This window comes from Acetivibrio straminisolvens JCM 21531 (assembly GCF_000521465.1).
Lineage (GTDB): Bacteria > Bacillota > Clostridia > Acetivibrionales > Acetivibrionaceae > Hungateiclostridium > Hungateiclostridium straminisolvens.
This window is the reverse complement of sequence record NZ_BAVR01000043.1, coordinates 1-20673: the sequence shown is the minus strand read 5'-3', so window position 1 is coordinate 20673 and position 20673 is coordinate 1. Positions and strand designations below refer to the sequence as shown.

At 38.3% G+C, this 20673-nt stretch carries 22 protein-coding genes, 3 tRNA genes and 1 pseudogene; 21 read left to right on the top strand and 5 right to left on the bottom strand.

Annotated features, from left to right (window positions below; all coding sequences use genetic code 11):
• Positions 1-38: 38 nt before the first annotated feature.
• Entirely contained in the window at positions 39-695 is a 657-nt protein-coding gene (locus tag JCM21531_RS11765) for a PP-loop family protein (protein WP_173400191.1), read from the bottom strand.
• Positions 696-1008: 313 nt separating this feature from the next.
• Here JCM21531_RS11765 and JCM21531_RS11760 point away from each other — a divergent pair.
• The 7 genes from JCM21531_RS11760 (at position 1009) to JCM21531_RS23870 (ending at position 6143) form a co-directional block, all read left to right on the top strand.
• Positions 1009-1084 (top strand) — tRNA-Pro (locus tag JCM21531_RS11760).
• A gap of 215 nt (positions 1085-1299) precedes the next feature.
• The gene (locus JCM21531_RS23880; protein WP_094184792.1) at positions 1300-1587 is read left to right on the top strand and encodes a DUF2935 domain-containing protein; all 288 of its coding nucleotides are present in this window, start codon (positions 1300-1302) and stop codon (positions 1585-1587) included.
• Between the two features lie 29 nt (positions 1588-1616).
• Entirely contained in the window at positions 1617-2225 is a 609-nt protein-coding gene (locus JCM21531_RS23875; RefSeq protein WP_094184791.1) for a DUF2935 domain-containing protein, read from the top strand.
• Between the two features lie 70 nt (positions 2226-2295).
• Positions 2296-2371 (top strand) — tRNA-Val (locus JCM21531_RS11750).
• A gap of 505 nt (positions 2372-2876) precedes the next feature.
• Entirely contained in the window at positions 2877-5648 is a 2772-nt protein-coding gene (locus JCM21531_RS11745) for a right-handed parallel beta-helix repeat-containing protein (protein WP_038290118.1), read from the top strand.
• Between the two features lie 243 nt (positions 5649-5891).
• A tRNA-Thr gene (locus JCM21531_RS11740) sits at positions 5892-5967 on the top strand.
• A 41-nt stretch (positions 5968-6008) separates the two neighbouring features.
• On the top strand, positions 6009-6143 hold the full coding sequence (locus tag JCM21531_RS23870; RefSeq protein ID WP_265445834.1) for a hypothetical protein: 135 nt from the start codon (positions 6009-6011) through the stop codon (positions 6141-6143).
• A 69-nt stretch (positions 6144-6212) separates the two neighbouring features.
• Here JCM21531_RS23870 and JCM21531_RS11735 read toward each other — a convergent pair whose 3' ends face one another.
• The 3 genes from JCM21531_RS11735 to JCM21531_RS11725 form a co-directional block, all read right to left on the bottom strand.
• Entirely contained in the window at positions 6213-6599 is a 387-nt protein-coding gene (locus JCM21531_RS11735; RefSeq protein ID WP_243467596.1) for a carboxypeptidase-like regulatory domain-containing protein, read from the bottom strand.
• A 109-nt stretch (positions 6600-6708) separates the two neighbouring features.
• The gene (locus JCM21531_RS22065) at positions 6709-7020 is read right to left on the bottom strand and encodes a hypothetical protein (RefSeq protein ID WP_038290115.1); all 312 of its coding nucleotides are present in this window, start codon (positions 7018-7020) and stop codon (positions 6709-6711) included.
• A 127-nt stretch (positions 7021-7147) separates the two neighbouring features.
• A complete protein-coding gene (locus JCM21531_RS11725) occupies positions 7148-8029 on the bottom strand; it encodes a CPBP family intramembrane glutamic endopeptidase (RefSeq protein ID WP_243467595.1) in 882 nt (293 codons plus the stop codon).
• A 297-nt stretch (positions 8030-8326) separates the two neighbouring features.
• Here JCM21531_RS11725 and JCM21531_RS22060 point away from each other — a divergent pair, with 297 nt between their 5' ends.
• The 10 genes from JCM21531_RS22060 to JCM21531_RS22035 all read left to right on the top strand — a co-directional run bounded on the left by JCM21531_RS22060 (position 8327) and on the right by JCM21531_RS22035 (position 14823).
• Positions 8327-8470 (top strand): hypothetical protein, encoded by a 144-nt coding sequence (locus JCM21531_RS22060; protein WP_243467594.1) that lies wholly within the window; start codon positions 8327-8329, stop codon positions 8468-8470.
• A gap of 88 nt (positions 8471-8558) precedes the next feature.
• Positions 8559-8993 (top strand): hypothetical protein, encoded by a 435-nt coding sequence (locus JCM21531_RS11720; RefSeq protein ID WP_243467593.1) that lies wholly within the window; start codon positions 8559-8561, stop codon positions 8991-8993.
• Between the two features lie 410 nt (positions 8994-9403).
• Positions 9404-9688: a Rho termination factor N-terminal domain-containing protein gene (locus tag JCM21531_RS24880; protein ID WP_117407255.1), complete on the top strand. Its 285-nt coding sequence runs from the start codon at positions 9404-9406 to the stop codon at positions 9686-9688.
• Positions 9685-11298 (top strand): transcription termination factor Rho, encoded by a 1614-nt coding sequence (gene rho, locus JCM21531_RS11715; RefSeq protein WP_439644304.1) that lies wholly within the window; start codon positions 9685-9687, stop codon positions 11296-11298. The genes JCM21531_RS24880 and rho overlap by 4 nt, the downstream gene beginning before the upstream one ends.
• A 136-nt stretch (positions 11299-11434) precedes the next feature.
• Positions 11435-11638 (top strand): 50S ribosomal protein L31, encoded by a 204-nt coding sequence (gene rpmE / locus JCM21531_RS11710; protein WP_038290109.1) that lies wholly within the window; start codon positions 11435-11437, stop codon positions 11636-11638.
• A 220-nt stretch (positions 11639-11858) separates the two neighbouring features.
• On the top strand, positions 11859-12464 hold the full coding sequence (locus JCM21531_RS22055) for a DEAD/DEAH box helicase family protein (RefSeq protein WP_243467592.1): 606 nt from the start codon (positions 11859-11861) through the stop codon (positions 12462-12464).
• Positions 12465-12468: 4 nt separating this feature from the next.
• The gene (locus JCM21531_RS22050; protein WP_243467591.1) at positions 12469-13938 is read left to right on the top strand and encodes a DEAD/DEAH box helicase family protein; all 1470 of its coding nucleotides are present in this window, start codon (positions 12469-12471) and stop codon (positions 13936-13938) included.
• Complete coding sequence (locus JCM21531_RS22045; protein ID WP_243467590.1) at positions 13938-14162, top strand: hypothetical protein; 225 nt, start codon at positions 13938-13940, stop codon at positions 14160-14162. The genes JCM21531_RS22050 and JCM21531_RS22045 overlap by 1 nt, the downstream gene beginning before the upstream one ends.
• Complete coding sequence (locus tag JCM21531_RS22040; RefSeq protein ID WP_243467589.1) at positions 14141-14386, top strand: hypothetical protein; 246 nt, start codon at positions 14141-14143, stop codon at positions 14384-14386. Before JCM21531_RS22045 ends, JCM21531_RS22040 begins: the two co-directional genes overlap by 22 nt.
• Positions 14350-14823, top strand: a complete 474-nt coding sequence (locus JCM21531_RS22035; RefSeq protein ID WP_243467588.1) for a hypothetical protein — start codon at positions 14350-14352, stop codon at positions 14821-14823. The genes JCM21531_RS22040 and JCM21531_RS22035 overlap by 37 nt, the downstream gene beginning before the upstream one ends.
• Before the next feature lie 16 nt (positions 14824-14839).
• Here JCM21531_RS22035 and JCM21531_RS11700 read toward each other — a convergent pair.
• Positions 14840-15948, bottom strand: a pseudogene (locus JCM21531_RS11700) (amidase domain-containing protein).
• Between the two features lie 169 nt (positions 15949-16117).
• Here JCM21531_RS11700 and JCM21531_RS11695 point away from each other — a divergent pair.
• The 4 genes from JCM21531_RS11695 (at position 16118) to JCM21531_RS22030 (ending at position 20504) form a co-directional block, all read left to right on the top strand.
• On the top strand, positions 16118-16831 hold the full coding sequence (locus tag JCM21531_RS11695; protein ID WP_243467587.1) for a metallophosphoesterase: 714 nt from the start codon (positions 16118-16120) through the stop codon (positions 16829-16831).
• Positions 16832-17043: 212 nt separating this feature from the next.
• Entirely contained in the window at positions 17044-19233 is a 2190-nt protein-coding gene (locus JCM21531_RS11690) for a YcdB/YcdC domain-containing protein (RefSeq protein ID WP_038290106.1), read from the top strand.
• A 135-nt stretch (positions 19234-19368) separates the two neighbouring features.
• Entirely contained in the window at positions 19369-20214 is an 846-nt protein-coding gene (locus JCM21531_RS11685) for a glycosyl hydrolase family 8 (RefSeq protein ID WP_243467586.1), read from the top strand.
• Positions 20178-20504, top strand: coding sequence for a hypothetical protein (locus JCM21531_RS22030; protein ID WP_243467585.1), 327 nt, complete (start codon positions 20178-20180; stop codon positions 20502-20504). The genes JCM21531_RS11685 and JCM21531_RS22030 overlap by 37 nt, the downstream gene beginning before the upstream one ends.
• Positions 20505-20673: the final 169 nt, after the last annotated feature.

Here is a 20673-nt window from a genome sequence, read left to right as displayed (position 1 = left end):
TCTTACCTCCTATATAGTTTTTAGTTATGTGTAAAGTATCACCAGTTATCTATTCCCGAACGCTTGACAGCTCCAAAAATATTGTTTTTTATTTCCCGGTTTTCTTTTTTCAAATCCGATAAAAGGTCCTTTATATACTGCCTTTTTGTATAGCCGTTGGCAGGACAGGGGTTATGTACCGTTATTATATTATTTACCTTAATAAACTCTTTTACAAGCTTTTCCTCAGTATATATCAGAGGCCTTATAAGGTAGAGGTCTTTCCTGTCAAGATAAGTTACCGGTGAAAAAGTATGAATTCTACCTTCATAAAAAGTGCTAAGGAGCAAAGTTTCAATTACATCATCCATGTGATGGGCAAGAGCAACTTTGTTGCAGCCAAGTTTCTTGGCGGTATTGTGCAAAGCACCGCGCCTGAGATTTGCGCAAAGGGAGCAGGGATTTTTTTCTTTGCGTTCTTCGAATACAATTTTGCCGATAAGAGTTTCTTCAATGGTATAATTCACATCAATTCTTTCACACAACTCCTTAACAGGGGAAAGGTCAAACTCTCCAATTCCCATTGTAAGGGTCACAGCTTCAAGCTCGAACTTTACAGGTAGAAAATTCTTAAGCTGTCTTAAGGCAACGAGAAGTGTAAGACTGTCCTTGCCGCCGGACACTCCTACCGCAACCCTGTCACCGTCCTGAATCATATTATAATCTTGTATAGCCCTTCGTATCTGGCCTAGTAACCTTTTTATAATCAACACCTCTTTTCCTCGACGGAAGATTAGTTTACATAAACAAACACAATTCCTCAGGTTAATTATAAGTCATATAGTTATCAGTATCAAGTTAACATTGTGTTACAAATACTGGGGTAAGGCCTTTGTGTATTTGTATAAGAAAATGCTCGATTTTAAAAGAAAAATAAAGAATGAGTGCGATAATTCGCGAAACTGGGGTAAATATGAGATTGAATTGGCAATAGCTATGTAGTAGAATAATTTTTGTCGTTAAAAACATCGGGGTGTAGCGCAGTTGGTAGCGCACGTGGTTTGGGACCATGGGGCCGGGGGTTCAAGTCCTCTCACCCCGACCATAAAATTAATAAAAAGAGCTGTACAGAGTTAAGAACTGTATAGCTCTTTTCATTTTATTTGGCCTCTTGGAATGAAATGATTTATTCTTTTCTACAGACTTATCTAGTCCGGCGGTTAATTTGTGTCAACCCTATTTGTAACAATTTATGTAAATTATGAATAGTATATTTGTGATTCGCATAATATTGATTTGCTTTGAGGGAGGGGACATCACATGTTGTCAAAGTTGGATTACGCCAGATTATCTTTGGAAGCTCACTTGTTTTTTGCGCGAATTATGAAGGAACACGCATTTTTTATTGAAGCTGCATTAGCTTCAAAGTATAAAAACCTTAGAGGGAAGGCTAGGGTCTTTATGCATAAATTTGACGGATTATTGGATGAGGCTCTGGCAGTATCCACAGGAGCTATAGGACCCGATGCAGGAGCATCGGATGAAATTGTAACCCCGTACACGTTGAACGCCGAGCTTGCAAGCGGTTTTTTACCGGAATACCTGTAAATACTGAAATTACTCAAAAGGAAATTGCAATGACCTATAATATTAGAATGACCTTTTTGCCAAAGCTTGAAGAAAAAATTAATGTAATAAATCAAAAGGCAATAATACTTACGGCGGCACTTGTAAACTATAAGAAAAGGCTTTTTTCGGATGTTTTGGCATCGAGAGTTTATATTTCGATGTATCCGTCCCTCCTAATTCATATGATAGAAGAAGCAAAACAGTATATAGGAGTTTTGCAAATGCTTCAAAAATATGAACATCCGTATGAAGCGCATAATATATTGGAGCAGGAAAGATTCTGGAACGATATAATGTGCCGGCATATGGAATATATAAAAGGAAGTCTTGACCCTATAGGGCGTGAGACGATTGAAATTTGCGACAAGCTGTCAAAAGAGTTTTGGATAAACTCTCAGAGGGCAAAGAATGCAGAGTCCGAAGAGGTATTTACACACGAACTCGTTAATGGAAGTATTGATTTAATGAGAGAAACAACGGATTTTATGGGAAAATGGACTCAAGAACTGCTAAAGTGTAAAATTCACGCCAGTGTATTGCCCATTGTTGCAGACCACACTTTTAGGGAGGCAAATCATTATTATAGATTATTAAGAATGTTTCAAAAAATGAAATAATTACCTTTTGAATTTTATTGACTTTTTATTTTGATGTGGTATAATATTTTTTGCATGAAAAAATTAATATGGGCGCTTAGCTCAGCTGGGAGAGCATCTGCCTTACAAGCAGGGGGTCATAGGTTCGAGCCCTATAGTGCCCACCACAAAAATAAAGACTCTATAATCCTTTATGGATTATGGAGTTTTTTATTTGGCCTCTTGGAATGAAATGAAAGAGGCAAAAGCGAAGGGACTCGATGTCTCGAGCTTTTATTTTCCACGTAAAAAAAAAGAACAAAACAGCAAAAATGTCATGTATAAATAATTTTTTAGTTATTATAAAATATTGGTGTAAGGACAAATGGGGATCTTAGACAAATATGATTGAGAATAATTTTGTTATGGGTGTTTTGAGAGGAAATAAGGAGTAAACCGTTTAGAAAGTTTTTTATCAAAGCTGAAAGGGCATTGATAAAGTTTTTTGAACAACTCATCAAGCATTTCTACACAGTATTGCAATGTGCATAACTATTTATTACTCCTCTTTTTACATGCTTTTATTAAGTACATTTAAATATTGCTCTGTATTTTTCAAGGCATGGACACATTTTTTAATTATCATATTTTATTGAAAAATTTATTTTAAATATAATTTTGGGAGGGTAATTTATGTCTAAGAGAATTTCAGCACAAATGTCGTTTTTATTGGTGTTATCAATACTTATAAGTATGCTTGTTGTAACATCGGCAAATGTCACTGTTCAGGCAGCTCCAAGTTTTGAGCTGATTGGATTTGCAACGTTAAACGGCGGTACTACAGGCGGTACGGGGGGTAAGGAAGTAACTGCCACCAGTGTGTCGCAGGTTAATGAACTATTGAGCACAAGGAAAAAGAATAAAGACACATCACCGCTAATAATCAAGTTTGACAGGAAATTAACCGGCTCTGAAGCTATTGCCTGTAAAGAAGTCAGCAACATTACATTTCTTGGAGTTAACGGAAAAGGTGAATTGGAAGGCGCGGGAATCAATATAGTTAAATCAAAAAACATTATTGTTCAGAATATGAAAATTCATCATACCAGAGCACCTATGGATGCAATCGGTGTTGAAAATTCGCAGAATATTTGGATTGACCACTGTGAATTGTACAATATGATTGGCGATTGTAACGGTGACGGAGTAGTTACTCCGGATGACGGAGATACCGAAGGAGGAGATGTTGACTGGTATGACGGACTTTTGGATATTAAAAAGTCCAGCGAATACATAACCGTATCGTGGAATTATTTCCATGATTCCTATAAAACAAGCCTTATAGGTTCATCGGACAGTGATGACTATGACAGAAAAATCACTTTCCATCATAATATTTATTATAATGTTAAGTCTCGTACGCCAAGTTACAGAGGCGGTACAGGTCATATGTTCAACAACTACTATTTAGATGTTTCGGGTAGCGGTATAAACTCAAGAGTAGGAGCCAAATTAAGAATCGAAGGAAACGTTTTTGAAAATGTAGGATGTGGAGCAGTAGACAGCAAAACAGGCTTTGCAGAAGGTCCGATTGGTTCTTATTATAGCAGTAATATCGGATATTGGGATGTAAAGGACAATATATTTATTAATTGTAAGGGAAATCAGCCTACTACTTCAACATGCAGCTTTAATCCTCCTTACAAGTATGATCATGTGCTTCAGCCTGCAAGTGAGGTAAAAGAAACTGTATTAAAATATGCCGGTGTCCAAGGGAGCGGTATTCCGACACCATCAACAACGCCGACAAATACACCTGCAGCCACACCGGCTCCGACACCAACACTTCCTCAAAATACCCAGAACCCAATTGTGGTATATGGTGATTTGAATGGAGACGGAAATGTTAACTCAACAGACGTGGCTTTAATGAGAAGATATCTTATTAGAAGTATTGATCTAAATGAAGGCCAACTTAAAGCTGCAGACGTAAATCTTGACGGGAAAGTAAATTCAACCGATAGAAGCATATTAAATAGATATGTATTAAAAATGATTAACCGTCTGCCTTTTGTTGATGATACACCACCGGTAACACCTACGCCCACTACTACGCATCCGACTTCAACACCAACTAACTTCCAAGGTATAACACACGAGGCGGAAGCTAGCAGCAACAATTTGAAATATGCAAAAGTAGAATCCAATTATGTTGTATTTGACCAAACAAAAGATGCGTATGTTGAAATGAAAAAAGTCGGTTCTCCTGTAAGCGGTGAAGTTACGATTACTTTTGTATATTCAAATGGATCGGGAAAAAGCTTGCCAATGGAAATCAAAGTAAACGGCACTACTATTGAAAGCGAAAAAGAGTTTCCAAGCACAGGTTCCTGGAATACATGGAGTACTCTGAGCGTAAAAGCTAATATGGACAGCGGTTCGGATAATATTATAAGATTTAAAACGCGTACAAGTGACGGTGGTCCGCGGCTTGATAAAGTAATTGTCAGCGGAGGAGGTTCGGGATACACACCAATACCGACACCGACTTCAACATCGACTCCAACCCCAACATCAACACGTACAAACGACCCTGTAGATGGAGACATTGTTCTTTCACCTAATGGTTCGATGACGCTGCCGGAAGCTATTGAGTTGATTCAGCCGGGTAAGACAATTTACTTAAAAGCGGGAACATACAAATATTCAAAAACGATAGTAATTAAAGAAGGAAATAATGGTCTGCCAAACGCTATGAAGACGCTGGCAGCCTATGGAGATGGAGAAGTAATTATTGATTTTTCAGCCATGGCAGAAAACAGTGCCAACAGGGGTATTATTCTTGATGCAAAATACTGGCATGTTAAGGGAGTAACCATAAAAGGAGCAGGAGACAATGGAATGCTGCTTTCGGGGCACTACAATATTATTGAGAAATGTAAATTTACTGAGAACCATGACTCAGGGCTCCAGTTGTCAAGATATAATACTTCCTATAGTACAATTGACAAGTGGCCTAGCAACAATCTTATATTAGACTGTATTTCAACCATGAACATGGATTCCGGACGTGAGGATGCGGACGGTTTTGCAGCAAAGCTTACCTGTGGAGAAGGCAATGTATTTAGAAATTGCATAGCCATTAACAACTGTGATGACGGATGGGATTTGTATACTAAAAAAGAGACGGGAGCTATAGGAGTTGTAACTTTGGAAAACTGCCAGGCTATAGGAAACGGTTATGATGTGAATGGAAAAGATACAGGTGGAGACGGTAACGGATACAAACTTGGAGATGACACTGCCTCAGTTCCTCATATACTTATAAATTGTGTAGCTAACAACAATAAAAAACATGGATTTACCGGCAATGGCAATCCGGGTAAGATTGTATTGCAAAACTGCACTGGTTCGGGTAATGGACAAAAACTGTTTGACAGACTTACCAATGCGATATTTAAATAAAAATTTTAAGCTTGATATTGATAAAAGGTGCCTCAAATTAAAGAGGCATCTTTCTTCTTTTCCTAAAATTTTTGCAGCCAATATCTCTGCAACTTTATAGCCGCATTCTCGATTATGCAACATAATTGTAACATAATTTTTTTAAAAAAAGGGGTTGACTTTAGCTTTAAGGCCATGTTATTATATTTAAGCGGTTGAGCAAATCATCTGCTTGATATGGAAAATAAAATATTATAAATTTATGCTGGTGTAGCTCAGCAGGTAGAGCAGCTGACTTGTAATCAGCAGGTCGGGGGTTCGATTCCGTCCACCAGCTCCAATTAAACCCTTACAATTGTATAAATTGTGAGGGTTTTTCATTTGGCCTCTTGGAATGAAATGAAAGACGCAAAAGCGAAGGGGCTCGATGTCCCGAGCTTTTATTTTTATGAAATGAAAGAGGCAGAAGCAATGCAGCTTGATGCCTCGGAGGATGTAGGGATGACTAAGTACTAACTTAAGAGGATTGGGTGATTTATACTCAGACCGGGTAAAACCTTTATATAATGTGACTGGTATTTTAGCTTATCCCCAAGTTGCAGATATGATATAGAATCCCGGCGGCAATTCTTCGAAGATATAGTTTCCATTGGAGTCGGAAGTTGTTCTGCATACAGGAGAGCCGCATTCGCGTCCAAAATGCAGAAATATAAGTACATTTTTTGCGATTTGCTTATTATTTTTGAAACATGTAGAACCGGTGATTTTTCCTGATGTATAATTTGAATCCGGGCTAATATGAACATGAACATTTTGTGTGTTCAACTGAACAGGATTAACATCCACCTTTTGCTCTTGGTCAAGATCCTGCGAATTGTACTGAATGCTGTCTTTCTCCAAAGCTTTCATGAATCTTGTAACACCCCTGTCTATGTTTTCTTTTTCTGTGAGCAATGCATCTTTAATATCCATATTGACACCTCCTTCAGTCAAAGTGATGCTTAAATTTGCGAATTATGTAAAGTGGGGGATGACCCCACTCAACAAATTACTGGATTAAATTTATGCTGCTTTTTTTATATTAATCTTTGTTTTCTGCATCAGCTTCAGCATTGCTTCCGGAGCTACTTCCTGAACTACTTCCAGCACTACTTCCGGAGCTACTTCCAGAACTGCTTCCTGAACTACTTCCGGCAATGCTTCCGGCATCGCTATCGGCTTCCTGACCCTGACCCTGAAGTTGTTTTTGTGTCAATACGTTATAGTTGATCTGCTTGTTGATCTGTTTGTGGAGTTGCTTTTCGTTCAATTCGAGGTCCTGGTCGGCTTCCAATTCGGCTTTGAGTTCAGCTTTAAGCTGGTTCTTAAATTCGTTGTAATTGATGTCTAGCATAAATAAAACCCCTTTCATATTTATAGATTGATTTTGGTTTACAATATATAATATGTTATGTTTTTTAAAAGGTGATGGTTTACGATAAAAAGAAAGATAGGGGTATGACAAGTAAACATGATTTGTGTTATTCTGAGATAATATCGGAACGCCTTGCAGAAAGCCGGAATATCAATACAAAGGACAGCACAGCAAACGCCATGCTCGATATGAACACAAGATATTCGTTGGTCAGGAAATGCCCTTCAGGGACATTGAACGGTACTTTACTCAAGAGAGTACTTAGACTGTTAAAGGAGACGTGAACCAATATCGGTGTCCATATTGACCTTGTTTTTTCGGTTACAATACCCAGAACTATTCCCAATAAAGCAGCGTATGCTCCTTGTAAGGGATTCATATGATAAATGCCGAAAATTAAAGCCTGAAGGATTATTGCCGGATAAATAGGTATGGCTTTTTTCAATTCATTGAGCACAAGACCGCGGAAAATAATTTCCTCAATTATTGGAGCCATGATTCCTACGGTTATAAAGACAATAATGGGATTACCATCCATTATTTTTTCCATAATTTCCTGGTGCTCCCTTGTCATGTTCTGAAGAGGCGTCAGGCGCTCAAGATATACAATAACATAGGAAATAAACAGATTGAGGGATGTACCCAGAATTAAACTCAGTCCTAAAGTCGAAACACCTGTCTTTTTAAACATGAATACTTCGAAAAAATTTTGCCTTCGAATTTTGGGAATAATAAAATATATGGGAAGTGTCAACAATATTGAAACAAGTACAGCAGTTGTAGTATTTACAAGTATGGTTTCATATGTCTCTGCCCAATTTATCGTCTGACCTGTAACTGCCAAGAAGGCTATGACTGCAATGAAATAGACGGCGGTAACGGCAATTTGTGCTCCGAAGTATATGGATAGGTACAGCATTATGAAAACCAAGGGCTTTAGTAAAGCTTTCATATATTTTAATAAAACGGAAGGCAAATCGTTCATCATACACATCCTTTGCTGTTACTTGTTTTTTATTATATTATAGTAAAAAGTATATAATTATTCTATATAAAATTAAATTGTATTAAAAAATTGATATTAGAAAATAATAAAATTAGAGAATTTTGGGAAATTAGAATGCTTGGTTTTATTCATGCGGTAATTTGGCTATAATTTTATATATTTGTTAATATGACTGTCTGCCAATGCTGAAAAATAGGACTCGGAGAAAGATAAAAAGGAAGCAGGAAAAAGAGGATTTTTTTTGTCCTCAACGAATTATATAATATAGAGGTGGGTAAAATGATAATTGATACCAGTACAACCATTGCGTATAAGTGTTCATCCTGTGGCGCGTTTCAATTTACCAACGTATCGCTTTTTGAGATATCGAATAAAAAGAGAGTTGCTTTACTTGCCGATGCAATGGCTCATCACTGGTTATAGCCAAAGAGGCCCTACTGACTATAGAATTGTGATACCGTGTATAGGGTGCGGCACCGATCATATTTACCTTTTTAGCAGGAGAGATCTTATGTCCTGCGAAATCAGTGTGTTAAACTGCCCTAAAACAGGGATGCAGCAGTGTTTTATAGGTAATGATGAGGATGTGAGAAAGAAAATAGACAGCCTTGAAAGGGAATTTGACGAACTGATTAATACATTGGGCTACGATAATTATTTTGTGAATACCCAGGTTATGTTCGACTCGCTGAATATCATTCATGATATCGCAGAAAAAGGAAATTTATTTTGTGAATGTGGCAATAATGATATTGAATTATTATTACTTTCTGATAAAATTTATTTAAGGTGCAAAAGATGTCCTGCCAATAAAATAATTTATGCCTCATCAAATGAACACCTTAAGAATAATTTGCAGACAAAGCAGATTCTTCTTATGGATGATGGGCAGCCTTTAGATGCCAAGACTACAAAGCCGCTTGCAAAAAAGAGAGATGGAAAATAATTTAAAAATCAATTATAATTATATTAGATGAATTTTATTGATTGGGTTTAGGGTGGACAGTTAGATAAAGAAGGTTTGTTATGTTTTTAATAAGTTGATTTTGGGGAATTGTCATAGTAAGAAATTATAATAATCACATCTATTTTGCATAAATTCAAGGAGCTTTTTACAAAAATAATATAGTATATTATTGATTATATGCAAAATTGTGAATTTTTGGGAGAATGGTAAATTTGCAATTGACAAAAATGATTAGCGTTGATATAATATCTATTGCTTATAACGATACTCTATGATTCTCCTCAAAGTACGAACCTTTCCGGTTACAAAGGTTTTATTAATATTATCTAATTGTATGAACTCCCTATTAAATTGGAAATATATATTATGTATAAATAAGGTGGTGTAATATGGAGGATATAAAGCTCACAGATAAGACGCTTGAGGATTTAAGGTACATTGCGAAAATGTTGGGGATAAAGAGAGTTACCACATATAAAAAAAGTGAACTTATCGAAAAAATTTATGAAGTGGGAAAAAGTAATGGTATAGATAATCTCCAAGAGCAAATCGCTAATAAAGATGAAAAAGAAAACCCGGCTGAAAATAAGGATGAGCAAAAGAATGTAAAGAGCGAGGAGCAGGTTTCCAAGGAGCCCGAAATCCCTAAGGCTGAGGAGCTCCTGTGGTATTGAGAAAATCTAAAAGAGGAAGACCGAAATCGGTCAAGGTTCAACAGGAAGACGCAAAAGTTGAGTCTGTTCCGGCTATAGCTGTGGAAGATAAGGCTGAAGCAGAACCTAAGATTGAATCGAAATCAGAACCTGAAGAATCCAAATCAAAAGCCGAGGTCAAAGAGACTGAATCAAAAGCCGAATCTAAAACAGATGAAATTAATCCTAATAATCAGGAAACCGTTAAACAGGTTGATTCTTCAAAGGCAGATACCTATGAAGCTCTAAAACAACAAAAAGAAGAAAGCAATGCATTAGACAGCAATGCGGCAAAACAGGATCAAGCTGCAAGCTCTGCTGAAAATGCGGTATCGGTCAAGACCGAAGCTGAAGCTGTATCGGAGTCTGATTCTGAAAAAGTAGCAAAGGCAGAACGAAAACAGCCGGAACAAAAGCAGCCTGAGCAAAAGAAAGAGGGAGACAAACTGCCCAACGGGCTTGAAAAGATTGAGAGTGACGATCCGGTAGAAGGAGTACTGGAAGTATTGCCTGACGGCTACGGATTTTTACGAAGCGACAATTACCTGTCCGGCCCTAAGGATGTATATGTATCGCCATCGCAAATCAGACGTTTCAACTTAAAAACTGGAGATAAAATAAAGGGAAAAGGGCGTATTCCGAAAGAGGGAGAAAAGTTCCAAGCTTTACTGTACGTTCAAACAGTTAATGGAGATCCTCCGGAAGTTGCAGCAAAAAGAGTGCCCTTTGAACACCTAACGCCGATATATCCCGACCAGAGGATTAATCTTGAGACTACTCCAAGGGAATTGTCAACTAGGTTGATTGACTTAATTGCACCCATTGGAAAAGGTCAGCGCGGTATGATTGTTTCACCTCCTAAAGCAGGTAAAACCATATTATTAAAGAAAATTGCAAATGCTATTACCACCAATTATCCCGAAATGGAACTGATTGTGCTTCTTATAGATGAAAGACCTGAAGAGGTAACAGATATGCAGCGCTCCATTAACGGAGAGGTAATATATTCTACTTTCGACGAAGTGCCGGAGCATCACATAAAGGTTGCCGAAATGGTACTTGAAAGGGCACAAAGACTGGTTGAGCAGAAAAAAGACGTTGTAATACTGCTTGACAGTATCACAAGGCTTGCAAGGGCATACAACCTTACAATTCCTCCTACGGGAAGAACCCTTTCGGGAGGTCTTGATCCCGGTGCGCTTCACAAGCCGAAGAGATTCTTTGGTGCGGCAAGGAATATTGAAAACGGCGGAAGTCTTACAATTATGGCCACTGCTTTGATTGAAACCGGAAGCAGAATGGATGATGTCATATTCGAAGAATTCAAAGGAACGGGAAATATGGAGCTCCATCTCGACAGAAGGCTTTCCGAAAAGAGAATATTCCCTGCAATAGATGTAAACAGATCCGGAACCAGAAGAGAAGAACTGCTTCTTGATCAGAAGGAGCTTGAAGGAATTTGGGCTATCAGAAAGGCAATGAGCAATATGGGAACTGCAGAGGTTACGGAAATGATTATAAACCGTTTGATGCAGACCAAGAATAATGTGGAATTTGTAAATAGTATAAATGTTGCATTTGTTGAAAAATAATTCTTGCGTATCGTCGGTATTTGTGTTACAATAGTGTTTGCGTTTTGAAAATTATTTCGGCTTAGAATTAAAATAAGTTATGAAAATGCGTCGGAAATGCATTTTCCCAAAAGGCTTATGAAAGAAGGTGAAAAGGTTGAAAGAAGGTATTCATCCAAATTATCAGCAGACAGTTATAAAGTGTGCTTGTGGAGCAACTTATGAGACAGGATCTACAAAGGAGAAAATCAACGTCGAAATTTGTTCGAGCTGCCATCCTTTCTTCACAGGAAAGCAGAAGCTTGTAGATACTGGCGGACGTGTTGATAAGTTTAAGAAAAGATTCGGTATTACTGATTAATTGTTGCTTTATTATTTTAATGAAACGAGTTCACTGAACGAACAAAAAACTATACCAATATCATAAAATGAGGGGATTAAGTATTTAGTCCTCTTATTTATTTTTGTTTTTTTCCATCCTGCGCAAAACATTAAAGAATCCCACAAAAACTTGAAAGAAATGTATTAATATCATATAATTATTTTACATTTTATTTACGTTACGGGGTGGGTGAGGGAAAATGAGCAATGTGCAATTTGACGCATTAAAGTTTAAATATCCGTTCAGAAAACACCAGGAAATGATTCTCCAGAGCTTTAAAAATGAGCAGCTTAAGAGTAAAAACGGTCCTTTGCATTTTCATGTGGTAGCACCTCCGGGGGCGGGCAAGACCATTGTTGGATTGGAATGCGTCATAAGGCTTCAGTCTCCGGCAGTAATTATATGCCCAAATACTGCCATTCAGGGACAGTGGGTTGACAAATTTGACCTTTTCATACCGGAAGGTTCGAATATTAATAAAGATGATATAATAGGGTCAAATCCCAATTCCTTAAAACCTATTAATGTATTTACATATCAGGTGCTCAGTATACCGGACAATGATACCGATTCATATAGAAGCGTGTCCGAAAATATGTGGGCCGAATCCATTAGCGAGTCTTTGGGGATAGCCAAAGAAGAGGCTTTGGACAGAATACAAAAGATGAAGGAAAAGAATCTTGCCGAATACAATAAAGAGATTTCCAAATACACAAAGAAGCTTAGAAACAGCGTCTTTGAAAAGTCCGACGGGGATTTTCTCAAGATCCTTCATCCCAACACGAGAGCTCATAAGAAAGCTTAAGGAAATGGGTGTAAAGACCGTTGTGTTTGATGAATGCCACCACCTGAAAAATTATTGGGCCGTTGTGATGAGAGAGATAATAAAGGAGATTGAGGCAACGAACATTATCGGGCTTACCGCAACTCCACCTTCAAGTGATGAAGGGGAAAGTTATGAATGTTATACCGCTCTTTTAGGAGAGATAGATTTTCAGCTTCCTACTCCTGCTGTTGTAAAGGACGGAATGCTCTCACCCTATCAGGATTTGGTTTATTTTTGTTTGCCGACCCAAGAGGAGCTTAAATTCATTGAAGACACCCATGAACGATATAAAAAGTTGATTGAGAATTTTGATAAAAAAGGATGCGATTTTTACAACTGGATAGAAGAAAGGATTGTTGAAAGAAAACTCGTATCCGGCGGAAAACAGGATTGGACGAAGTTTATCAATTCAAGACCGGGTTTTGCTGCGGCGGGTGTTAAGTATCTTATAAAAAACGACTGCAAGCTTCCCTGGGATATTACGATAACCGAGGACATGTATAATGAAATGACGGTGGGGGATTGGTGCTATTTAATTGAGGATTTTGCGCTGCACAAGCTTAAAGTCAGTGACAGCGATGAAGATAAAGTGTTGTATGAAGATATAAAGCTGGCGTTAAGGAGTCTGGGCTTTATTCTTACGGAAAGGGGAATACGAAATCACAATTCTCCTGTTGACCGCGTTCTAGCCTACAGCAAAAGCAAGCTTTTGGCTGTTAAGGATATTATAAAAGAGGAAATGCTCAGCATGGGGGACAAACTCAGGGTGGCTGTCATTACAGACTTTGAGATTTCCAACGCCCTGTCGTTAAAGAAGGTTGAAAATGTGCTGGATGAAGAGAGCGGGGGAGCCGTAAGCGTATTGAAGGAGCTTGTGGCTGATCCTGAAATTGACAAACTCAATCCTATAATGGTGACAGCGAAGAATTTACTGTGTGATGACGACATTTCAAATCAGTATGTTGAGATTGGAACCAAGTGGGCAAAAGATAATTCCTTGGATATAAAGCTTGAAGTACAGCCGGGAGTTGAAGGATTGTTCTGTGCTATTTCCGGCTCGGGTAAGGATTGGAATTCGAAAACAGCGGTGCTGTTTACCACATATCTCCTTGAAGAAGGTGTCACAAAGTGTTTGATAGGTACAAGAGGACTATTCAGCGAGGGATGGGACAGCATTGCCCTAAATACATTAATCGACTTGTCCACTGCCACAACCTTTGCTTCGGTCAACCAGCTGAGGGGAAGAAGCATCCGAAAGAACGAGAAGGAGCCTCAGAAACTCGCAAACAACTGGGATATAGTATGTATTGCTCCGGGATTGGAGAGGGGCTATAACGACCTTGAGAGGCTTTTGAAAAACACAAGCAGTTTTACGGTATATGTGAGGATGGAAGAATCCAGCAGGGAATTGACCATGTGGACGCGGCACTGTCCTTTAACGAAACAAAGATAATGCAGGAAGGAATACAGAGCATCAACGCAAGAATGTTAAAGAAATTGAGACAACGAGAAGATGTCTATAAGGCGTGGAAAATAGGAGAACCCTTTTCGAATATTGAGGTGGGCTGCTGTGAGCTCAAGCTGTCAAAGCCATGTAAAATGAAGACTGCGGGCCTTATGAAAAAAGAGTTCGGCACGTTGGAAGAAAGCTTAAATTGGGAGTGGTATGCGGCATAGGAAGCATCGGGGCAATTTTGATGGCGGCAGCAGGCATGACCTTTGGGCCTTTTGGTACTCTTCCCGTTATTGCAGCAGGGGTGCTTATGGGAGTTAAGTCCGTTACGGATATAAGAGGTTTTTGGAAATACGGAAATGACCTTTTTATGGGGCGTCCTGCCATTGAATCTATAACAGATATATCGAAATGCCTGTTTTATGCCTTGAAGGAATGCGGTTCATAAGCCGTGATTTGTATGAAAGAAAAATAACGGTTACGGAAAGGGCGGATGGAAGCCTTAGAGTCTATCTTGAGGCATCGAAGGAGGACTCGCAGACATTTGCAGCATCCTTGGCAGAGATATTGGCACCGATAGAGGACCAGAGATATGCGGTGCAAAGGTACGAGGAAAAAATGCCGGAGGATAATTTTGAGAGGTTGAATTGCATGATCGGATGGGGACTTAATAAGTCAAATCCTCAGTTGGTATGCTATCATCCGCTTCCGTCCCTGTTTAATCACAAGGACAAAGCATTGGTGTTCAAAAAATACTGGAACAGGTATGTAAGCCCCGGGGATATTGTATATTTGAAAGGTGAAGAGGGTAAGAAAGTGGTGGAAAATTATGGCAGAGTAAATTTCCTCGGGTCCAAAAAACAGCTGAGCAATATATGGATGTAATTATTGATTCGGCTTTTTAATAGTTTACGCGGACCAGCCAAAATTTAATACCTTTGTCACTCCACCTAAGTCCCAGGGTACTCTATATCTGTCGGTATTGTGGCAGTTAACCAGGGAATAACCCTTTGAGTCGGCACCTGTCACAACGGATATATGGACTACTTTTCCCTTCTTTTCGTAGGCTACATAGTCCCCCGGCAGTAGCTTAAAGGAAGCTTTAAAAACTTGGTTGTAAGTACCCTTTGCAATTAATGAACCTCTGCCGCTGTAAAGCATGTAACTGTTGAAGGCATGGGCATTAACCCATGCTTTGCTTCCGTCTTTTTCATACCTCCATCCGCCGGACTGCCTGAATTTACCTCCTTCGTAGAGAATTTGGGAAGCAAAGTTTGCACAGTCTCCTCCTAAGGGATTGTAGTCTCTGTACTTTTTATTATAGGTATAGCCATATTCTTCGGCAGAGGCGGCACCACAATAGCGGTCGGCATATTCCACTGCGCTCACGCGCCTTTTGTTAAGTTTGGAGAAGTCTCTGGGAGATGAGCTAAGTAGGTATTGTTTAAATTCATCTACTTTTATATTGTCGGTGTTCAGGGAATCGGCAAAGGGGTCTGTATACCATTCTTTTGAAATAAGCCACTGGCCGTTAATGTTATCCAGGTTCATGGAATGGTAGGTTCCGATCCTGAAGGAATTGGTGATTTCGGGTTGGTTTTCGTAAGTGTAATAATATTCTGTGGAGGCTATGAAATTAATCAAATAGCCGCTGCCCCGTTCCTTTACTTGACGGATTTTAACTTTGGATTTTATGTCGGTAAATTTTATGCCCTGCTTATCTGCCCAGTTATGAAGGTATTCCATCTTTTTTTCCTGGTGCTCATATGCCCATGTTCCAAACTTTGTCTTTTTATTATAGAGCGTTTCAATAAGCTCCAGATCCTTATCCAGGAAGGCCTTATTTCTGGTTCTGAAAATTTCATCAAGCATTATTATATGCTCTTCATTAACGGCAATGCTTGGCAAAGCCGGAGAAGTATTGTATAGAGTAATACTAAGAGCACAAATTATAATCACAAAAACGATACCTATAAGTACAGGTCTTTTTATTGTCACAAATGCGTACATGGTATTTCTCCTTATTTTTTACTCATAGAATTATATGAATTAGTAGCTTCAGAAATTATATAAAAATTAAGACAGGGGCTTTTAAATAAGTGGATTTTTTCAAGTAGATTTTTTATAGTATAATTTATGGAGACAAGTCAAAAGCATTTTGCGATAAGCAGGGGAATATATGAAAATGAAGAGAAAAGTAAAGATTTTATTGTCAATATTGGCAGCCTGTATTTTAATATTGGTATATATGCTTGTAGAGCCTTATTGGTTAGAGATAACATACATAGAAATAAAGGATAAGGATATCCCGGATTCTTTTGACGGTAAAAAAATAGTATATGTCTCCGATATTCACCATGGCCCGGATTTCTCCAGAGAAAGGGTCAAAAACCTGGTTGAAAAAGTCAATAATCTTAATCCGGACATTATTTTTGTCGGGGGAGACTATATAGAGAAAGGGAAACAGTATATAAAACCCTGTTTTGAAGAGTTAAGAGGTCTAAATGCTTCTCTCGGAAAGTTTGGGGTATTGGGGAACCATGATTATTATCACAATGGAGATCTTGTAAGGCAAAGCATGAAGGAAACAGGAATAGTTCTTCTTGACAATGCAGCCCAATGGATTACCTATGGCAGCGGCAGGATAAAGGTGTGCGGAGTTGGCTACTTTAACCGCTATTTATATCCGATAGAGTCGTATCTTGAAGATGTCAGCGAAGATGACTTTGTAATTTTGCTGTCCCACGACCCCGATTATGCAGAAAATATTCGCAATTATAAAATAGATATTGTACTAAGCGGACATACCCATGGGGGACAGATTACGCTTTTTGGTCTGTGGGCTCCCTACATTCCTTCGATTTACGGACAGAAATACAGGACAGGTATGTAGATACGGGGTATACCCGGGTTTATGTCAGCAACGGGGTGGGCACTTCAGGTATTCCCTTAAGGTTTTTTGCCCGGCCTGAGATTATGGTATTTGAATTGGTTAAAGAAAAGTAAATGAAAAAATTGATTTTTTTTAAAACTGAAGGAACTTTTGGGAATGATGATCTGTCTAATAAGTATGAATTATTATATAAAAACAAGGAGTGAAGAAATATGAAAAGCAAATTGGTGCTGGCTATAGCACTGGTTATGATTGTGTCTACGGCTTTGTCCGGGGTTGCCCTTGCCAAGGAAGATACCGGACTTGAAGATGCAATTAAAAGAGTAAAACAGTTGTTTGTGATTCCTGAAGAAAACAGTGAATTTTCCTATTCGGCAAGTTCCAGGGGAGATATTACGGTGTGGATGCTGAATTGGCAAGCAAAAGGGGATGAAGGTTCAAATGTTTTCGTTACTGTGGACAGTACTGGGGATATATTGAACTATCATTTTTACAAGGGTATGGAGCAAAACAATTTAAAGCTTCCGAAAATAAGCAGGGACGAGGCAAAAGCCAAAGCCGAAGAAATTATTGAAAAACTCAATCCGGAAATATTGGATAGTCTGAAGCTTATGCCGATTGCTCAGTACACATCAATTTATGACAGAACATATTATTTCGGATATGTAAGAACACACAACGGAATTCTTGTTCCGTCCAATGATATTTGGGTGGAAATTGACAAACAGACCGGGGAGCTGGTAAGCTACAACAAAACATGGAACAAGGATATAATTTTTCCGTCTGCTGAAAAAATTTTAAGCCTTAAAGAAGCACAGGAAGCGTATATCAAAAACCTTGGCTTGAGACTTACATACAATGCTGTAACTGAAAACGACGGCGTCACAATATATGCTGCATATACTCCTATATACGGTTCGGAATACTATATTGATGCCTTTACAGGAGAAAGAACTACGCGAGGGTTTGAGTACGGTACAGATGAGTATGGGATAGCTTTCAATGAGGCGGTGAAAAAAAGCAGGGCGCTTTTTGATGCCGGTATAGGTTCGGCAGACGTGGTTTTGACACCGGAAGAAATAAAAGCTGTAGAGGAAGCTGCAGGATTACTTACTCAAGAAGAGGCGGAAAAGATAGCTAGAGAATTAAAAGTATTGGAGCTTGACGATACATTTGTGGTTGATTGGGCGAATCTTTACAAAGAATGGCCGACCAGAACCAATTACAATTGGAATCTTTATTTTGTGAAAGACACAGACAAAAGCAGTGAAGACTACTGCAGCATAAATGTTTCTATCAATGCAAAAACCGGTGAGATATTAGGATTTAACATCAATAAGGCCAGTAAGGAAAATACTGTGAAACTTGACAGGGAAGCTGCAAAGAAAATTGTAGAAGAGTTTTTAAAGGAGATTCAGCCGGAAAAATTCAAAGAAACTGAATATGATGAAATAACTGATAGAGCAATAATATTATATTCTGAAAATCAACAGCCTGCGTATCATGTATTCAACTACACGAGAAAGGTCAAGGGAGTTCCGTTCCCGGGCAACGGTATCAGTGTGGGATTTGACGCCGTAACCGGTAAAATTCAAAACTACAAATTGGAATGGTACGATATTGGGTTTCCTTCTGTAGAGAAAGCTCTTGAAATTGAAAAGATCTATGAAATTTTCTTTGAAGAAATAGGCCTTGAACTTCAATATATTACGGATGGAAATAATGTCGTATATATGGAGAAAGTAGCTGCGGATGCAGTTACAGCTACGGATAAGAAAACGGAGGCAAAGCTTGTATATGCTGTTAATACAAAAAAACCGGCAATATTGGATGCGGATACCGGAATTATTTTAGACGGTAGCGGAAAGCCGTACAAGGAAAATAAAGCTCTGGAGTACACCGATATTTCAGACCACTATGCCAAAAAGCAAATTGAAATATTGGCTGAAATGGGAATTGGGTTGGAAGGTCCTGAGTTAAAGCCCAATGAAAAAATAAAGCAAAAAGACTTCCTGCTTCTTATTTCCCAAACTTTAAACGGATATCAGTTCTACGGAAAGACTTCGCTAAGCAGCGGCGAGGAAACAGAGGAACTTTATAAAAACCTTATAAGACAAGGAATTGTAAAAGAGGGCGAAAAGAATCCGGAAGCTTATTTGACAAGAGAAGATAGTGTGAAGTTTGTTATAAGGGCATTAGGTTATGATAAAGTGGCAGACATTAGTGATATTTTCAATTGTACCTTCAAAGATAAGGATGAAATTAATCCGGAGTTAATCGGGTATGTAGTTATAGCAAAGGGTCTTAAGATTGTGAACGGCTATGGAGAATACTTCAGACCGAAAGATGAGCTTAAAAAAGCAGATGCTTTGATAATAATTTATAACTACCTTCAAATTTAACATTTTTGGAATACAATTTAGGGGAGGCCTTTGGGCTTCCCCACCTCCTTTTTATGGCGAAATCATAGACCCTGTGTTTAAAGAAATGAATATTGAAGCATACGGATACATAAATTCATTACAGGGGGAGAGGCAATGAAAAGATTTTATTCCGGTATTGTTGTCATTATTACTTTTGCATTCATACTTGGAGGTATAATTTACAGCAAAAGGTTTGGAAATGTGTTTTTCACTGACACATCAGGTAAATTCTATAATGAAGTTCCTCAGAGAAGCAAATACGAGGAAAGAAAACTTATGCTTTTAAAATTTATAGAAAGTCACTTGATGGATTCTGAAGGGGGAGTCATAACGAATACCCATCCAAAGAATGGTGATCCGGATACTTTGTCGGAGTCAATAGGCATACTTATGGAGTATGCAGTCATAGACGACAATAAAACTTTGTTTGACAGGGAGTATCGGTATCTTAGAAAAAATCTTATCACCGAAGATTTCTTTATAAAATGGAGAACGGGAAATGATATTTTCTGCAATGCTTCCATAGATGATTTGAGAATTATCGGCGCGCTTCTTGACGCATATGAGAAATGGGGAGAAGAAGATTATAGGAATTTGGCGCTTTCTTTGCATCAAAGCATATATAATTCCCAGGTAAAAGACGGCAATCTTTATGAGTTTTATGATTGGAAATACAATATCCCAAAGACTTCTAGTCCTTTGTGTTATTTTAATTTGAAAGTTATGAGAAAGTTACAAAAATACAATAAGGGATGGAAAAAAGTATACGATAGAAGTCTAAATATTATTGCAGGAGGCGAAAAGGACGTTTCACCTCTATTCTACAAGTATTTTGACTACAATCTGGGTAAGTACCTGCCGACGAGGAATATGGGGAAAGCGGCGGAATATGCCTTGTGTATAGCCTCTATACCGCTCTCTGCATGGCGGAAGCGGGTATTTACGATAATGAACTGCTAAGCTGGCTTGGAAGCGAGATGGAAAAAGGAAAAGTGTATGCGTGGTATAATCCGCATAGCAAAAAGCCTGTTTCTGATATGGAAAGCACGGCGGTATATGCATTGGGGTCTATTTTTGCCGGACTTTCAGGAGATGAGGTGCTTTCACAAAAGCTTCTTGACAGAATGCTTGAGTTTATGGTGACCGATGAGGACTCTAAATATTACGGAGGTTTTGGAAACAGTGAGACCGGAGAATTTTATTCCTTTGACAACCTTATGGCATTGAAGGCTCTGGCTTTGGCTGAATAGGGGATTGGTATACACGTGAATTTATCATGTGGGAATTTGTGTGTTGGGAAAATTAGAGAATTAGGGAAAATTGAAGATAATGCAACTAATAAATATATTTTTGTGTTAAACAATGTAATATAATAAAAATATATATTAGAATAATTTAACAACATATAATATAATTTAT

What these genes read in the sequence shown, in the direction of transcription:
- JCM21531_RS11765 (WP_173400191.1), bottom strand. Translation starts at nt 695, where the DNA reads ATGATTCAGGACGGTGACAGGGTTGCGGTAGGAGTGTCCGGCGGCAAG.
- JCM21531_RS23880 (WP_094184792.1), top strand. Translation starts at nt 1,300, where the DNA reads ATGTTGTCAAAGTTGGATTACGCCAGATTATCTTTGGAAGCTCACTTG.
- JCM21531_RS23875 (WP_094184791.1), top strand. Translation starts at nt 1,617, where the DNA reads ATGACCTATAATATTAGAATGACCTTTTTGCCAAAGCTTGAAGAAAAA.
- JCM21531_RS11745 (WP_038290118.1), top strand. Translation starts at nt 2,877, where the DNA reads ATGTCTAAGAGAATTTCAGCACAAATGTCGTTTTTATTGGTGTTATCA.
- JCM21531_RS11735 (WP_243467596.1), bottom strand. Translation starts at nt 6,599, where the DNA reads ATGGATATTAAAGATGCATTGCTCACAGAAAAAGAAAACATAGACAGG.
- JCM21531_RS22065 (WP_038290115.1), bottom strand. Translation starts at nt 7,020, where the DNA reads ATGCTAGACATCAATTACAACGAATTTAAGAACCAGCTTAAAGCTGAA.
- JCM21531_RS11725 (WP_243467595.1), bottom strand. Translation starts at nt 8,029, where the DNA reads ATGATGAACGATTTGCCTTCCGTTTTATTAAAATATATGAAAGCTTTA.
- JCM21531_RS22060 (WP_243467594.1), top strand. Translation starts at nt 8,327, where the DNA reads ATGATAATTGATACCAGTACAACCATTGCGTATAAGTGTTCATCCTGT.
- JCM21531_RS11720 (WP_243467593.1), top strand. Translation starts at nt 8,559, where the DNA reads ATGTCCTGCGAAATCAGTGTGTTAAACTGCCCTAAAACAGGGATGCAG.
- JCM21531_RS24880 (WP_117407255.1), top strand. Translation starts at nt 9,404, where the DNA reads ATGGAGGATATAAAGCTCACAGATAAGACGCTTGAGGATTTAAGGTAC.
- JCM21531_RS22055 (WP_243467592.1), top strand. Translation starts at nt 11,859, where the DNA reads ATGAGCAATGTGCAATTTGACGCATTAAAGTTTAAATATCCGTTCAGA.
- JCM21531_RS22050 (WP_243467591.1), top strand. Translation starts at nt 12,469, where the DNA reads ATGGGTGTAAAGACCGTTGTGTTTGATGAATGCCACCACCTGAAAAAT.
- JCM21531_RS22045 (WP_243467590.1), top strand. Translation starts at nt 13,938, where the DNA reads ATGCAGGAAGGAATACAGAGCATCAACGCAAGAATGTTAAAGAAATTG.
- JCM21531_RS22035 (WP_243467588.1), top strand. Translation starts at nt 14,350, where the DNA reads ATGCCTGTTTTATGCCTTGAAGGAATGCGGTTCATAAGCCGTGATTTG.
- JCM21531_RS11695 (WP_243467587.1), top strand. Translation starts at nt 16,118, where the DNA reads ATGAAAATGAAGAGAAAAGTAAAGATTTTATTGTCAATATTGGCAGCC.
- JCM21531_RS11690 (WP_038290106.1), top strand. Translation starts at nt 17,044, where the DNA reads ATGAAAAGCAAATTGGTGCTGGCTATAGCACTGGTTATGATTGTGTCT.
- JCM21531_RS11685 (WP_243467586.1), top strand. Translation starts at nt 19,369, where the DNA reads ATGAAAAGATTTTATTCCGGTATTGTTGTCATTATTACTTTTGCATTC.
- JCM21531_RS22030 (WP_243467585.1), top strand. Translation starts at nt 20,178, where the DNA reads ATGGCGGAAGCGGGTATTTACGATAATGAACTGCTAAGCTGGCTTGGA.